Below are 13,912 nucleotides of genomic sequence, written 5' to 3' on the forward strand. Positions count from 1 at the left end.
GGCACGAAGGCGTAGCAGGATCGCGAATGAACATCGCCTTTGCCCTGCTCGCTTCCGCGATTGCCATGACGGCGATCGTCGGCCTGCGATATCTTGCCGCGTCGGCGGGGTTCGCGCTGGCGACGCGGTTGCGCCACCCGGGCCTCTATGCCGGGTTGGAGCGGCAGATTCGCAAGGAAATCGGCTGGAGCCTGGGTTCGGCAGCGATCTACGGGGTTCCCGCCGGCATCGTCGCCTGGGGGTGGCAGCACCATGGCTGGACGCGGATCTACACCGACGTGCATGCTTGGCCGCTCTGGTACCTGCCGGTGTCGGTGCTGCTCTATCTGTTCGCGCACGACAGCTGGTTCTATTGGACGCACCGGGCGATGCACCGCCCCGCGTTGTTCCGCCGCTATCACGCCGTGCACCACGCCAGCCGTCCGCCCACCGCCTGGGCGGCGATGAGCTTTCACTGGGGTGAGGCGCTGTCGGGCGCCATCGTCATACCCCTGCTGGTCTTCGTGATTCCCATTCATGTCGCCGCGCTTGGCTTGGTCCTGACGGTGATGACGGTTATGGGGGTGACCAATCATATGGGCTGGGAAATCTTCCCGGCCTGGATGTGGCGGGGGCCGCTGGGTGCGTGGTTGATCACCGCGAGCCACCATCAGCGCCATCACGAGCGATATGGGTGCAATTATGGGCTTTATTTCCGGTTCTGGGACCGGCTTTGCGGCACCGATCAGGGGCTTGGCCGGTTCGAACATGCGGCGCGCGGTAGCGGCGCTGGCCCTGTTCCCGATCCTGGGGGGCGGATCGCCGCTCGCGACGCTGGAGATTGATTTCACCAAGCTGCGCTCCAGCCGCGGGCTGCTGCAGGTGTGTATCGCGCCGGCACCGGCCGTGTTCCCGGATTGTCGCGATGGCGGCGGGGCGATCAAGCGCACCATCCCTGCGAGCAGCGCCCAATTGCGGGTCACCGCGCTGGCGCCGGGCGATTATGCGGTGGCGGTGATCCATGATGCCAATGGCAACGGCAGACTGGATACGGTCATGGGCATACCGCGCGAGGGATTCGGGTTTTCGCGCAATCCTGCGATCGGCTTCGGCCCGCCGCGCTTCACCGCGGCGCAGTTCCCATTGACGGGTGGCAGCGATCGGCAGGAAGTCCGCATCCGCTACCTGCTGTAGGAACTGCGCGGGATCGCCAGCGTTTCGCCGGTGCAACATCCGTCCCCGGAGTTTTCAATGATTTCTGTTCGTGCTGCGTCCTGCCGCGCCCTTGCGCTGCTTCCCCTGATCGTTGCGGCGCCCGCGTTGGCGCAGCAATCCTCCGAACCGGCCCCCGATCTTTCCCGCGATACGGTTACCGTCGGTGCCGGACTGGCGGTGGTGCCCAGCTATGACGGTTCCGACAAGTCGGTGGTCACTGTCGCCCCGGCGGTGCGCGGTACCGTTTCGGGGATCAATTTCGCCGTGCTGGGCAGCCGTGCCTGGGCCGATCTGATCGCCGATAGCGCCGGGCCGGGTTGGGATTTCCAGGCCGGGCCGGTGCTGAACCTCAACCTCAACCGCACCGCCCGGATCGAAGACCGGCAGGTGCAGGCGTTGGGCAAGATCAAGGCGGCAGCGGAGGCGGGCGGCTTTGTCGGCATCGGCAAACAGGGCCTGATTACCAGCGATTATGACAAGCTGACCGTGGGCGTGTCCTATATCCACGACGTCGGAACCGTCCACAAAAGCTACATCGTATCGCCGTCGGTAAGCTACAGCACGCCGCTTAGCCGCAAGGCATTCGTCGCGCTCAACTGGTCCGCCAACTACATGGGCGACGGCTACGCCCAGACCTATTTCGGCGTCACCCCGGCGGGCAGTGCCGTCAGCGGCTTGCCGGTCTATACTGCGCGCAAGGGCTGGAAGGACTGGACCCTCGCGGCGATCGGCAATGTCTCGCTCACCGGTGATCTGCTCCACGGTCTCTCGATGGTGGGCGGCGTCGGCTATCGGCGACTGCTGGAGGATGCGGCCGATTCGCCCGTTGTGCGGATCGCCGGATCGCGCGACCAATGGTATGGCGCGATCGGCCTCGCCTACACGTTCTGATTCGAGACAGGCAAATGCGCCGAACGGTTCATTTGCCTGAACCTTCCGAATTGCTCGGCCAACTTCTGCACGTTACTTTGCAAAGCTAAGGTTCTGCCGGAATCTTGGGCGCGGTTTTTCGCGGCGGCGGCAGGGCGTATTGGGGGGTGGCATGAAACGGCCTGCACTGTTGGGAATTCTGGGTTTCGCGTTCGTAACGATCGCGTCTTCCGCTGCGGCGTCTACCATTGACACCAGCGGTGCCTATTCGACGAAGATTGGTGATTTCGGCGCCGATTTCACGCCGGTCTATGGCCAGACCTTCACGGTCGGCCGTGACAATGCGTTGAACAGCTTTACCTTCTATTTGGGTGGTGGCGCAGCGAATGTGCGCGCTTATGTCTATGCATGGAGCGGGCGCCGGGCGATCGGCAACGCCTATTACGCCAGCGATGCCCGCACCTTTGGCGGCACGACGGGTACGGCGTTCGATGCGCTTCGCTTTGATGTCGGGGCGGTCAATCTGGTCGCTGGCCGGCGCTATGTCGCCTTCCTCACCACGCAGGATCTGGCGCAGCCGTCGAACACGGGCGCGTCGTGGATGCCCGGCGCAGGCAGATTCGGCAGCGACGCCTATGCGGGCGGCGAATTCGTATATGCCAACCCCTTGGGTGGAGCCTCGGCATTGTTCGCGCGCGATTGGGATGCCAGCGCCGGGGCGTTGGGCGACGTACAATTCCAGGCGAGTTTCAGCCAAGGCACCGCGTCCGGTGTGCCGGAGCCGGCGGCATGGGCGATGCTGATCGGCGGCTTTGGCCTTGCAGGCGGCGCGCTGCGTCGGCGGCAAAGCCGGGGCAGTGCTCGTTTCGCCTGATCTTCCTGATCTATGGCAGGATGGCGGCGCGCCGGGATTGCCCGTCGCGCCGCTTCCGCGTACAGGCCATGCATTCCCCGGGGGACCGCTGGCGCAGCGGTTGAGAGGAAGGCTGCAGCCTTCGACCCGCTGAACCTGATCCGGTTGACACCGGCGTAGGGAGGGAGGGTCTTGTTCCCCGAGGTCCATCTGCTCTCCCTACGTCCGCCCGAAGGAGTAGACGAGCATGGCCGACATTCCCGCCAAGACCGAAATCGGCGTTACCACCGGCCCCATTCGCGGCAGCCGCAAGATCCATGTCGGCAAGCACCGCGTCGCGATGCGCGAGATCCATCTCGAGCCGAGCAGCGGCGAGCCGCCGGTGCGCGTCTATGACACCTCCGGCCCCTATACCGATCCCGATGCGCGCATCGACATCATGGCCGGCCTGCCGGCGATCCGCCGCGACTGGATCCTCGGCCGCGGCGACGTCGAGGCCTATGACGGCCGCCAGGTGAAGCCCGAGGACAACGGCCTGAAGGGCCCGGACCGCTCGGCCGGCGTGCCGCAGTTCCCGAACGTGACCAAGCGGCCGCTGCGTGCCAAGCCGGGCATGAACGTGTCCCAGATGCACTATGCGCGGCGCGGCATCATCACGCCCGAGATGGAATATGTCGCCGAGCGCGAGAATCTCGGCCGCGAGCGGCTGGCGGAATATATCCGCGACGGCCAGGACTGGGGCGCCGCGATCCCCGATTATGTGACCCCCGAATTCGTCCGCGACGAAGTGGCGCGGGGCCGGGCGATCATCCCGAACAACGTCAACCACCCGGAAAGCGAGCCGATGGCGATCGGGCGCAACTTCCTGGTCAAGATCAACGCCAATATCGGCAACTCGGCGGTCGCCAGCGACGTCGCCTCCGAAGTCGACAAGCTGGTCTGGTCGATCCGCTGGGGCGCGGACACGGTGATGGACCTCTCCACCGGCCGCAACATCCACGACACCCGTGAATGGATCCTGCGCAACGCGCCGGTGCCGATCGGCACGGTGCCGATCTACCAGGCGCTGGAGAAGGTCGGCGGCATCGCCGAGGAGCTGACTTGGGAGATCTTCCGCGACACGCTGATCGAGCAGGCCGAGCAGGGCGTCGACTATTTCACCATCCATGCCGGCGTCCGGCTGCCCTATATCCCGATGACCGCCAAGCGTGTCACCGGCATTGTGTCGCGCGGCGGCTCGATCATGGCCAAGTGGTGCCTCGCGCATCACCGCGAATCGTTCCTCTACGAGCGGTTCGACGAGATCACCGAGATCATGAAGGCCTATGACATCGCCTATTCGCTGGGCGATGGCCTGCGCCCCGGCTCGATCGCCGATGCCAATGACGAGGCGCAGTTCGCCGAGCTCTACACGCTGGGCGAACTCACCAAGCGCGCCTGGGAACAGGACGTGCAGGTGATGATTGAGGGCCCCGGCCATGTGCCGATGCACAAGATCAAGCAGAACATGGACAAGCAGCTCGAGGCGTGCGGCGAGGCCCCGTTCTACACGCTCGGGCCGCTGACCACCGACATCGCGCCGGGATACGACCACATCACCAGCGGCATCGGCGCGGCGATGATCGGCTGGTACGGCACGGCGATGCTCTGCTACGTCACGCCGAAGGAGCATCTGGGCCTGCCCGATCGCGACGATGTGAAGGTGGGCGTGGTCACCTACAAGCTGGCGGCGCACGCGGCGGACCTCGCCAAGGGCCATCCGGCGGCCAAGGTGCGCGACGACGCGCTGAGCCGCGCGCGCTTCGAGTTCCGCTGGCGCGACCAGTTCAACCTGTCGCTCGATCCGGACACGGCCGAGAAGTATCACGACCAGACGCTGCCGGCCGAAGGCGCCAAGACCGCGCATTTCTGTTCGATGTGCGGGCCGAAATTCTGCTCGATGAAGATCACGCAGGAAGTGCGCGACTTCGCGGCGAAGCAGAACCAGGCGGCGGACAGCTTCCTGGCGGCGACCCCGGCGGCGCCTGCTGAGGCCGAAGCGGGCATGGCCGAGATGAGCAAGGTGTTCCGCGAGACCGGCAGCGAGCTCTATATAGGTGCCGGCGACCGCGAGCACGATTGATGGAGGCCAGCCGGGCTGGCCTTCGCCGCCCGGCTGGCCGCTCTCAGGGGTGGTGGAACCATTGCCCGCCCCATGCGATTCCGAAAGCTTAAGGTTAACTGAATGTTAACCGCGACTGGCCAGAAGGTTTGCGGTGATCGACCCGTGGGGTCGCACGATCCAGTCAGGCAAAAGGGGAACGCAGATGCACTTCAGGATGGCGGCTTTCGCGCTGGTGCTTGCATGGTTCTCGGTACCGGCGGGCGCGCAGACCTTTGTGAACCGCGACCGGATCAGCATCCCGGACAATGGCATCACCACCAGCTCGATCGATGTGGCGGGGCTGCTGGGGCGTATTACCGGCCTTTCGCTCACGCTGGACGGTGTGAGCCACAGCTATTCCCAGGATCTGGTGTTCGGCCTGGTGGCGGAAGACCTCCAGCGCGGACTGGTCTTCTGGAGCGGGGCCGGCGGTGCCAATGCCGTCAGCAACGCGACGGTGACGTTCCGCGATTCCGCCAGCGGCTTGCTCCCCTTTCCCGCCTTCGATCTCGGCCCCGTTACGTCGGGCAGCTATCGGGCTTCCAACTGGTTTTCCTATGGGATCAATGGCGTCACCGACGTGATCAGCTTTGCCGATTTCAACGGGCTTGACCCGAATGGCCGGTGGACCTTGCTGGCCTTCGATACCGCCGCCGGGGATGTCGGCCTGGTCGATCGGGGCTGGAGCCTTGGTTTCACGACGACGGGTTCGGGCGGGGCGGTGCCGGAGCCGGCGACCTGGGCCATGCTGATCGGCGGCCTCGCGCTTGCCGGTGCTGCCCTGCGCCGGCGGCGTCGGCCTTCGATGCCGGTGTCTTGCACCGCCTGAACTCCGGGTCGCGTCACGCGTAGGGCGGTAACGCCCAGTCGATCGGCTTCTGGTTGATGCTTTCGAGAAAGGCGTTGGCCTTGCTGAAATGGCGGCAGCCGAAAAAGCCCGAATGGGCGGAGAGCGGCGACGGGTGGGGTGCCTTCAGCACGAGATGCCGGCCGCCCCTATCGATCGAATCGACGAATGCCGCCTTCTTCTGCGCATGGCTGCCCCAGAGCAGGAAGACCACCGGCTCCGGGCGGGCATTCACCAGGCGGATCACCGCGTCGGTAAAACGTTCCCAGCCGCGCCCCTGATGTGCTGCGGCGCGGCCCATCTCCACCGTCAGCACGGCATTGAGCAGCAGTACCCCCTGTTTGGCCCAATGCTCCAGAAAGCCGTGCTGCGCGCGCGGAATGCCGAGATCGGTTTCCATCTCCTTGTAGATGTTCACGAGGCTAGGGGGCGTCCGCACACCGGGCTTCACCGAGAAGCACAGGCCGTGCGCCTGCCCCTCGCCGTGATACGGGTCCTGCCCCAGAATCACCACGCGCACCTGTTCCAGCGGCGTCAAGTCCAGCGCGCGAAACCACTCGCTTCCCGCCGGGAAGATGCGCTTCCCCGCCGCCTTCTCCGCACGCAGATAGCTTCGGAGTGCGGCCATATAGGGCTGGGCGAATTCCTGTTCGAGTGGGCCCAGCCAGCTCGGGTGCAGCTTGATCGTCGACATGCGCATACTCTGTCCGGTGCCGGGGCAGGCCTGTCAATCACAGCATCTTGACAGCGTTGACGGTCGCGGTAGCCTGCAAGGAAACGAAGATAATGGAGGGGTAATCATGAAATCGCTATTCGTTGCCATCGCGTGCTGCCTGTCTGTCGTTGGCCTGCCGGCGCGCGCGCAAGGTCAGCAGCAGAGCGATGTTGCCAAGCAGATCCTGAACACGCCGGCGCCGGAGAGCTTCGCCGTATATGGCCTCGCAACCAAGCCGGCGGTGGTGAAGGACAAGAGCGTGCAGGGCGGCCGTGCCCTGCGTGTCGCGATACCGGCAGCATCGGACCAGCCCTGGACGGTCGGCCTTACCTCGAGCGTCAACCAGCCGATCAAAAAGGGCGACAAGCTGGTGATCGCGGTGTGGGTCCGCGCGTCGACCTTGCCGGAGGGGGCTGCGAGCGCCAGGATCGCCGGGATCCAGCTCGGCCTGTCGAAGGAGCCTTATACCCCGGTGTTCAAGGGCGAGGCCGAGGCAACCGGCGAATGGAAAATGGTCCATGCCAGCGGGGTTGCCGATCGCGATTATGCGGCGGGCGCCCTCAACATCTCGCTCCAGCTCGCCACGGCCAAGCAGGTGTTCGATATCGGGCCGATCCTGCTGCTCGATCTGAACAAGTGATTCGGCACCGCCGTCCGGGCATCAGGCGCGGACGGCGGTGACCAGATAATTGAGCGCATCCTGCGCGCCGACGACGAAGCCACGGGTGGGCGAGAAGGTCAGGCCCTGGCGGTCGATCACCTTCAGGCCGGCATCGGCCAGCAGCGCCTCCAGTTCCTCGGGCTTGAGGAAGCGGCGCCAGTCATGCGTACCCTTGGGGATCGCGCCGGTGCCCTCGGCCAGCGTGATCATCGCCAGGCGCGAAAGTGGGGTGCGGTTGGGGGTGGAAAGCACCATCAGCCCGCCATCGGCCAGCGCCCCGGCCAACCCGCGCACGAAGGCGGCGGGATCGCTGACATGCTCGATCACCTCCATCGAGGTGACGAGGTCGAACTGGCGGCCGGCCAGATCCTCGATGCCGCCATGGATATAGTCGATCGGCAGCCCGGATTGTTCGGCGTGCGCCCGCGCCGCGCCGATATTCTCGCCCGCCGCGTCCACGCCGGTCACCCGCGCGCCGAGCCGGGCGAGCGGTTCGCACAAGAGGCCGGCGCCACAGCCCACGTCGATCGCGGTCTTGCCGGTCAGCGGCATGAAATCGGCCGAATCGCCCGACCAGTGCGCGTCGATCGCGCGGCGGATATAGCCCAGCCGCGCAGGATTCAGCCTGTGGAGCATGGCGGAGGAGCCCTTAGGATTCCACCAATCGGTCGCCAGACGACCGAAATGTTCCGCTTCACGGGGGTCAATCGTAGCTATTGTTGCGTTCGGCATCGCTGGCTCCTATCAGGCACGCCCATCTCTCCCAAGGGCAGGAAACAAGCAACCAGCCATGGCGCGTATCGTAATGAAGTTCGGCGGCACATCGATGGCCGGGATCGAGCGTATCCGCAGCGTCGCCGCCCGCGTCAAACGCGAGTGGGAGGCGGGCAACCAGGTCGCGGTGGTCGTATCGGCGATGGCGGGCGAGACCGATCGGCTGGTCGGCTTCTGCCGCGAGGCCTCGTCGCTCTATGACCCCAAGGAATATGACGTCGTCGTCTCCGCCGGCGAGCAGATCACCAGCGGCCTGCTGGCGATCGCGCTGCAGGCGATCGGCGTGCCGGCGCGCTCCTGGCTCGGCTGGCAGCTGCCGGTGCAGACCTCGGACGCCTTCGCCAAGGCACGCATCGAGGATATCGGCACCGACGCGCTGCTCGCCAGCATGAACGCGGGCGAAGTCGCGGTCGTGCCGGGCTTCCAGGGCGTGCACAAGGGCCGGATCACCACGCTCGGCCGCGGCGGATCGGATACCTCGGCGGTGGCGTTGGCGGCGGCGGTGAAGGCCGATCGCTGCGACATCTACACCGATGTCGACGGGGTCTACACCACCGATCCGCGCATCGTGCCCCGCGCACGCAAGCTGAAGCGCGTGACCTATGAGGAAATGCTCGAACTCGCCAGCGTCGGCGCCAAGGTGCTCCAGACCCGTTCGGTCGGCCTGGCGATGAAGGAAGGGGTTCGCGTGCAGGTGCTCTCGTCCTTCACAGGCGACGACGCGCCGATGGCAGATACATTGCCCGGGACGATGATCGTGGGCGAAGAGGAGATTCAGGACGTGGAACGCCAGCTCATCACCGGCATCGCGCACGACAAGAACGAGGCCAAGATCACCCTGACCGCGGTGCCGGACAAGCCCGGCGCGGTGGCATCGATCTTCACCCCGCTCGCCGATGCCAGCATCAACGTGGACATGATCATCCAGAACATCGCGCACCAGAGCGCCGGCAGCGCCAGCGCGACCGACGTGACGTTCACGGTACCGGCGGCCGACCTGGCCCGTTCGATCGAAATCCTCAACCAGGCCCGCGGCGCGATCGGCTTCAGCGAGATCAGCCACGATACCCGCGTGGCGAAGGTATCGGTGGTCGGCGTGGGGATGCGCAGCCATGCGGGCGTCGCGGCGACGATGTTCCAGACGCTGGGCGCGCGCGGCATCAATATCCAGGCGATCACCACGTCCGAGATCAAGGTCTCGGTGCTGATCGAAGAGGATTACACCGAACTCGCGGTGCGCGTGCTGCACACCGCCTACGGGCTGGACGCGGACGAAGTCGCGGCCTGACGGAGGGCCTTGCGGAAAGGCGGGTCGCACGGCTAGGCGCGGATCATGACGGATACCCTGACGATCGGCGCCGAGCGCCTGGCCCGCCGCATGGCGCGCGGTTGCGAATTCCTGGGCAGCGAGGTGGCGATCCTTGCCGGCGCGATGTCGTGGGTCTCGGAGCGCAATCTTGTTTCCGCGATTTCCAATGCGGGTGGTTTCGGCGTGATCGCGTGCGGCGCGATGAGCCCGGACCTGCTCGACGCCGAGATCGCCGCCACCAAGGCGCTGACCGATAAGCCTTTCGGCGTGAACCTGATCACCATGCACCCGCAGCTGTTCGATCTGATCGCGGTGTGCGCCAAGCATGGCGTCGGCCATGTCGTGCTGGCGGGCGGACTGCCGCCGGCGGGCAGCCTGGATGCGATCAAGGGCAATGGCGCCAAGTTGATCTGCTTCGCCCCCGCGCTCAGCCTCGCCAAGAAGCTGATCCGCTCGGGCGTCGATGCGCTCGTCGTGGAGGGCATGGAAGCCGGCGGCCATATCGGCCCGGTTTCGACCAGCGTGCTCGCGCAGGAGATCCTGCCCGAAATCGCCGAGCAGGTGCCTGTCTTCGTAGCGGGCGGGATCGGCCGCGGCGAGGCGATCGCCGGCTATCTCGATATGGGCGCGGCGGGCGTGCAGCTCGGCACCCGCTTCGCGGCATCGACCGAGAGCATCGCCCATCCGAATTTCAAGAAGGCGTTCATCCGCGCCTCCGCCCGCGATGCGATCGCCAGCGTGCAGATCGATCCGCGCCTGCCGGTGATACCGGTGCGGGCGCTCAAGAACGCCGGCAGCGACGCCTTCACCGCCAAGCAGCGCGAAGTGGCGCAGGCGCTGGACGAAGGCGCGATCGCCATGGGCGAGGCGCAGCTGCAGATCGAGCATTATTGGGCCGGCGCGCTGCGCCGCGCGGTGATCGACGGCGATGTCGAGCATGGCAGCCTGATGGCCGGCCAGTCGGTGGGCATGGTTACCAAGGAAGAGCCGGTGGCGGACATCATCGCCGCGCTCGTCGCCGAAGCGGCGCACGCGTTGGAAAAGCGCACCGCCTGACGGCTACCAGGCGCCCCGGGGGGCAGTTTTGCTGCACACCCGGTTGGCGCGGCCGGGCACAATCTGATAGCGCTGACACATGGCCTTGACCGCAGCCGCCTCCGCCCGGGAAATCCTCACCCGCCTTCACGATCTGATGGCGAAGCGGCTGCCGGCGCAGTCCAAGCTCAATGCCGTCGTCAACATCATCGGCGAGGCGCTGCACAGCGAGGTCTGTTCGATCTATCTGCTGCGCGAAGGCGTGCTGGAGCTGTTCGCCACGCGCGGGCTGAAGCAGGAGGCGGTGCACGTCACCAAGCTGGGGCTGGGCGAAGGGCTGGTCGGCACCATCGCCGCCAATGTCGAGACGCTGAACCTCGACGAGGCCACCAGCCACCCCAATTTCGTCCATAATCCGGAGACGGGCGAAGAGCGTTTCCACAGCTTCGCCGGCGTGCCGATCATCCGGCGCGAGCGGGCGGTGGGCGTGCTGGCGGTGCAGCATGTCGATCCCCGGCGCTATGCCGATATCGAGATCGAGGCGCTGCAGACCGTGGCGATGGTCCTGTCCGAGCTGATCGCCAATGCCGAGCTGATCGATGTGGCGGGCGGAACCTCCACGCGGCTCCAGCCGACTAGCGCCAGCAGCGTGCGGGGGTTCCCGCTGGTGGAAGGCATGGCGCGCGGCGTGGCCGTGTTCCACCAGCCGCGCATCGTGATCGAGCATACGGTGGCCGAGGATATCGAGGCCGAGCGCCACCGGGTCTATGCCGCGTTCGACAAGATGCGCGACCAGATCGAGCGCATGACCAGCCAGGCCGAGTTCGGCAGCGGCGGCGAGCATGAGGAGATCCTCGCCACCTACAAGATGTTCGCCTATGACGAAGGCTGGAGCCGTCGCATCAACGAGGCGATCGATTCCGGCCTGACCGCCGAGGCGGCGATCGAGCGGGTGCAGCAGCGTACCCGGATGCGGATGCGCGAGATCGACGATCCGTTGCTCAGCGATCGGATGCACGATCTGGAGGATCTTTCCAACCGGCTGCTGCGCATCGTTTCCGGCCAGCTGGGCACCGCCGCGCAACTGGGACTTCGGCAGGATTCGATCCTGATCGCGCGCAATCTGGGGCCGGCCGAGCTGCTGGAATATGATCGCCGGCGGCTGAAGGGCGTGGTGCTGGAGGAAGGATCGCTGACCGCGCACGTCACCATCGTCGCACGGGCGATGGGCGTGCCGGTGCTGGGCCGGGTGCGCGACGTGCGGCGCGAAGTGGCCGAGGGCGATTTCCTGCTGCTCGACGTGGGCGAGGAGAGCCTGTTCGTGCGGCCGACCCTGGCCATCGAGGAGGCGTTCGAGGCGAAGCTGTCGCTCAGCCAGAAGCGCCGCGCCGTATTCGCGCAGCTCCGCAACGAAGCGCCGGTGACGCGCGACGGCCACCGCGTGACCGTGATGGTCAATGCCGGCCTGCGCGACGACGTGGCTGCGCTGGACCTGACCGGTGCCGACGGCATCGGCCTGTTCCGCACCGAGTTCCAGTTCCTGGTTTCGGCGACGCTGCCGCAGCGGGAGGAGCAGCGTCGGCTCTATCGCGACGTGCTGGAAGCCGCAGGGGATAGGCCGGTCATCTTCCGCACCGTCGATATCGGCGGCGACAAGGCGTTGCCTTATCTCCACCACGATGCGGAGGGGGAAGAGGAAAATCCGGCGATGGGCTGGCGCGCACTGCGGCTGGCGCTCGATCGCGATGGCCTGATGAAGGCGCAGGCACGCGCGTTGATCGAAGCGGGTGCGGGCCGCACGCTCAACGTGATGTTCCCGATGGTTTCCGAACCTTGGGAGTTTGATGAGGCGCGGGCGCTGTTCGAGGCGCAGCGCGCTTGGCTCGCGGCGCGGGGGCGCAAGCTGCCCAATGTCATCCGCTATGGCGCGATGCTGGAGGTGCCGGCGCTGGCCGAGGTGCTGGACCAGCTGTTGCCCCGGCTCGACTTCCTGTCGATCGGCACCAACGATCTGACGCAGTTCCTGTTCGCCGCCGATCGCGCACACCCCAAGCTGGCGCTGCGCTACGACTGGTTGAGTCCGGCGATCCTGCGCTTCCTTCGGCGGGTGAGTGAGCAGGCGCGCGCGGCGGAGGTGCCGGTGGCGGTGTGCGGCGAGATGGGCGGCCGGCCGCTGGAGGCGCTGGCGCTGATCGGCCTGGGCATCGATCGGCTTTCGATTACGCCCGCGGCCGTGGGGCCGATCAAGGCAATGCTGCGTTCTCTCGATCGTGGCGCCGCGATGGCAGCGGTGCAGGGGATGCTCGATCGGCCCGAACGGTCCGTTCGTACGATGCTGGGCGAATGGGCCGAGGCGCAGGGCGTCGAACTGGCCTGATCGATCGGCGGAATCATTTCGCCGCGACGTTGACAGCGGCCTCACCGAGGGGGCATCCCCTGCCCGAGACAAGGCGAGCGGCACAAGGGGTCCAACTCGTTCGCCGGAGGACAGAATGCAAGGCGATATGCCCGACGAAACCACGCCATCCACCACGCGGCCGGGCGATCGTCTTCGCGCCGCACGCGAGGCGCAGGGGCTCGACCTTGCGGAAGTCGCCGCACGCACCCGCATTCCGCAGCGCCATCTCGAGGCGATCGAGCAGGGCACCTATGCCGGTCTGCCGTCGATCACCTATGCTACCGGTTTTGCCAAGGCCTATGCCCGTGCCGTCGGGGCCGACGAAGTGTCGATCGCCCATGACGTGCGCGAGGAAGTGGGCGGGCAGGAACGCGCCGCGCCGAAGCCCGAATATCCACTGCAGGAGCCGCAGCGTACCGCGCCAAGCGGGCTGGCCTGGTTCGGCGTAATCGTCGCGGTGGTGATCGTGCTGGGAATCGGCATCTGGTATGGCACCAACCTGTTCCGTGGCGGATCGCCCGGCGACGGCCTGGTGCAGGAACTGGCGCCGACGCCGACCCCCAGCGCGGCGGCTGCAGCCCCCACGCCGACGCCGAGCACGCCGGCGGTGGAGCATGTGACGCTGGTTGCGCGTGGACCCGCCTGGATCCGGGTTACCGACGCCGCCGGCAACCGGCTTGCGGAGAAGGAACTTGCCGCCGGCGAACGCTATGAGGTGCCCGACGATGCCGTGCAGCCCCGGCTGCGCACCGGCCGGCCGGACCAACTGCAGGTGCTGATCAACGGCAGCGAAGTGGCGCCGCTCGGCACCAAGGTGGAAACGGTGGAAGCAGAGGTCAGCTCGGCTGCCCTGCGTGCGCGCGGCCAGTCCGCAGCGCCCACGCCGGCAGCGCCCGCCGCTGCGCCGGCGGCCGGCACCACGCCACCGCGATCGCAGCGCCGGCTGGGGCCACGCGCGCCCGACAGCGTGGATTATTCGGCCGGTCCCGCCCCGGCTACCAGCACGCCCAGCCCCGCAGGGAACGTTCCCAACCCCTGAGGGACTGGCGCTCGGTCCCGTCGCTTGGCTATAGCGGCGGCGCGCCCTTTGCCGGGCAATGTTCCAGGGATTAT

At 66.6% G+C, this 13,912-nt stretch carries 13 protein-coding genes and 1 riboswitch; of the genes, 11 read left to right on the plus strand and 2 right to left on the minus strand.

The genetic code is table 11. The features are described from left to right. Nucleotides 1-26: 26 nt before the first annotated feature. The 6 genes from DD559_RS03200 (at nucleotide 27) to DD559_RS03225 (ending at nucleotide 5,889) form a co-directional block, all read left to right on the plus strand. Nucleotides 27-824, plus strand: coding sequence for a sterol desaturase family protein (locus DD559_RS03200; RefSeq protein ID WP_116467917.1), 798 nt, complete (start codon nucleotides 27-29; stop codon nucleotides 822-824). After that, nucleotides 748-1,173: a DUF2141 domain-containing protein gene (locus DD559_RS03205; protein ID WP_116470678.1), complete on the plus strand. Its 426-nt coding sequence runs from the start codon at nucleotides 748-750 to the stop codon at nucleotides 1,171-1,173. The genes DD559_RS03200 and DD559_RS03205 overlap by 77 nt, the downstream gene beginning before the upstream one ends. A gap of 57 nt (nucleotides 1,174-1,230) precedes the next feature. Next, nucleotides 1,231-2,085 carry a MipA/OmpV family protein gene (locus DD559_RS03210; protein ID WP_116467918.1) on the plus strand — a complete coding sequence of 285 codons (855 nt, stop codon included), beginning with the start codon at nucleotides 1,231-1,233 and terminating at the stop codon, nucleotides 2,083-2,085. 151 nt (nucleotides 2,086-2,236) lie between these two features. Then, nucleotides 2,237-2,938 carry a PEPxxWA-CTERM sorting domain-containing protein gene (locus DD559_RS20050; protein ID WP_240610096.1) on the plus strand — a complete coding sequence of 234 codons (702 nt, stop codon included), beginning with the start codon at nucleotides 2,237-2,239 and terminating at the stop codon, nucleotides 2,936-2,938. A 68-nt stretch (nucleotides 2,939-3,006) separates the two neighbouring features. Next, a riboswitch (TPP riboswitch) is annotated at nucleotides 3,007-3,117 on the plus strand. A 47-nt stretch (nucleotides 3,118-3,164) separates the two neighbouring features. Next, a complete protein-coding gene (thiC, locus tag DD559_RS03220; RefSeq protein ID WP_116467919.1) occupies nucleotides 3,165-5,039 on the plus strand; it encodes a phosphomethylpyrimidine synthase ThiC in 1,875 nt (624 codons plus the stop codon). Nucleotides 5,040-5,223: 184 nt separating this feature from the next. Further along, the gene (locus tag DD559_RS03225; RefSeq protein ID WP_116467920.1) at nucleotides 5,224-5,889 is read left to right on the plus strand and encodes a PEPxxWA-CTERM sorting domain-containing protein; all 666 of its coding nucleotides are present in this window, start codon (nucleotides 5,224-5,226) and stop codon (nucleotides 5,887-5,889) included. A gap of 13 nt (nucleotides 5,890-5,902) precedes the next feature. On the opposite strand, the gene ung is transcribed toward DD559_RS03225, so the two are convergent. Then, nucleotides 5,903-6,601: a uracil-DNA glycosylase gene (gene ung, locus DD559_RS03230; protein WP_116470679.1), complete on the minus strand. Its 699-nt coding sequence runs from the start codon at nucleotides 6,599-6,601 to the stop codon at nucleotides 5,903-5,905. Between the two features lie 106 nt (nucleotides 6,602-6,707). On the opposite strand from ung, the gene DD559_RS03235 reads away from it, so the two are divergent. Continuing rightward, a complete protein-coding gene (locus tag DD559_RS03235) occupies nucleotides 6,708-7,262 on the plus strand; it encodes a hypothetical protein (protein WP_116467921.1) in 555 nt (184 codons plus the stop codon). A gap of 21 nt (nucleotides 7,263-7,283) precedes the next feature. On the opposite strand, the gene ubiG is transcribed toward DD559_RS03235, so the two are convergent. Then, nucleotides 7,284-8,015 carry a bifunctional 2-polyprenyl-6-hydroxyphenol methylase/3-demethylubiquinol 3-O-methyltransferase UbiG gene (gene ubiG / locus DD559_RS03240; RefSeq protein ID WP_116467922.1) on the minus strand — a complete coding sequence of 244 codons (732 nt, stop codon included), beginning with the start codon at nucleotides 8,013-8,015 and terminating at the stop codon, nucleotides 7,284-7,286. Between the two features lie 58 nt (nucleotides 8,016-8,073). Between ubiG and DD559_RS03245 the strand changes: the two genes are divergently transcribed. From DD559_RS03245 to DD559_RS03260, 4 genes are all read left to right on the plus strand, one after another. Then, entirely contained in the window at nucleotides 8,074-9,345 is a 1,272-nt protein-coding gene (locus DD559_RS03245) for an aspartate kinase (protein ID WP_116467923.1), read from the plus strand. 45 nt (nucleotides 9,346-9,390) lie between these two features. Continuing rightward, on the plus strand, nucleotides 9,391-10,422 hold the full coding sequence (locus DD559_RS03250) for an NAD(P)H-dependent flavin oxidoreductase (protein ID WP_206364436.1): 1,032 nt from the start codon (nucleotides 9,391-9,393) through the stop codon (nucleotides 10,420-10,422). A 79-nt stretch (nucleotides 10,423-10,501) separates the two neighbouring features. After that, entirely contained in the window at nucleotides 10,502-12,778 is a 2,277-nt protein-coding gene (ptsP, locus tag DD559_RS03255) for a phosphoenolpyruvate--protein phosphotransferase (RefSeq protein WP_116467924.1), read from the plus strand. Nucleotides 12,779-12,905: 127 nt separating this feature from the next. After that, a complete protein-coding gene (locus tag DD559_RS03260; protein ID WP_240610097.1) occupies nucleotides 12,906-13,838 on the plus strand; it encodes a helix-turn-helix domain-containing protein in 933 nt (310 codons plus the stop codon). Nucleotides 13,839-13,912 lie beyond the last annotated feature (74 nt).

The organism is Sphingomonas pokkalii, from assembly GCF_003096275.1.
Lineage (GTDB): Bacteria > Pseudomonadota > Alphaproteobacteria > Sphingomonadales > Sphingomonadaceae > Sphingomonas > Sphingomonas pokkalii.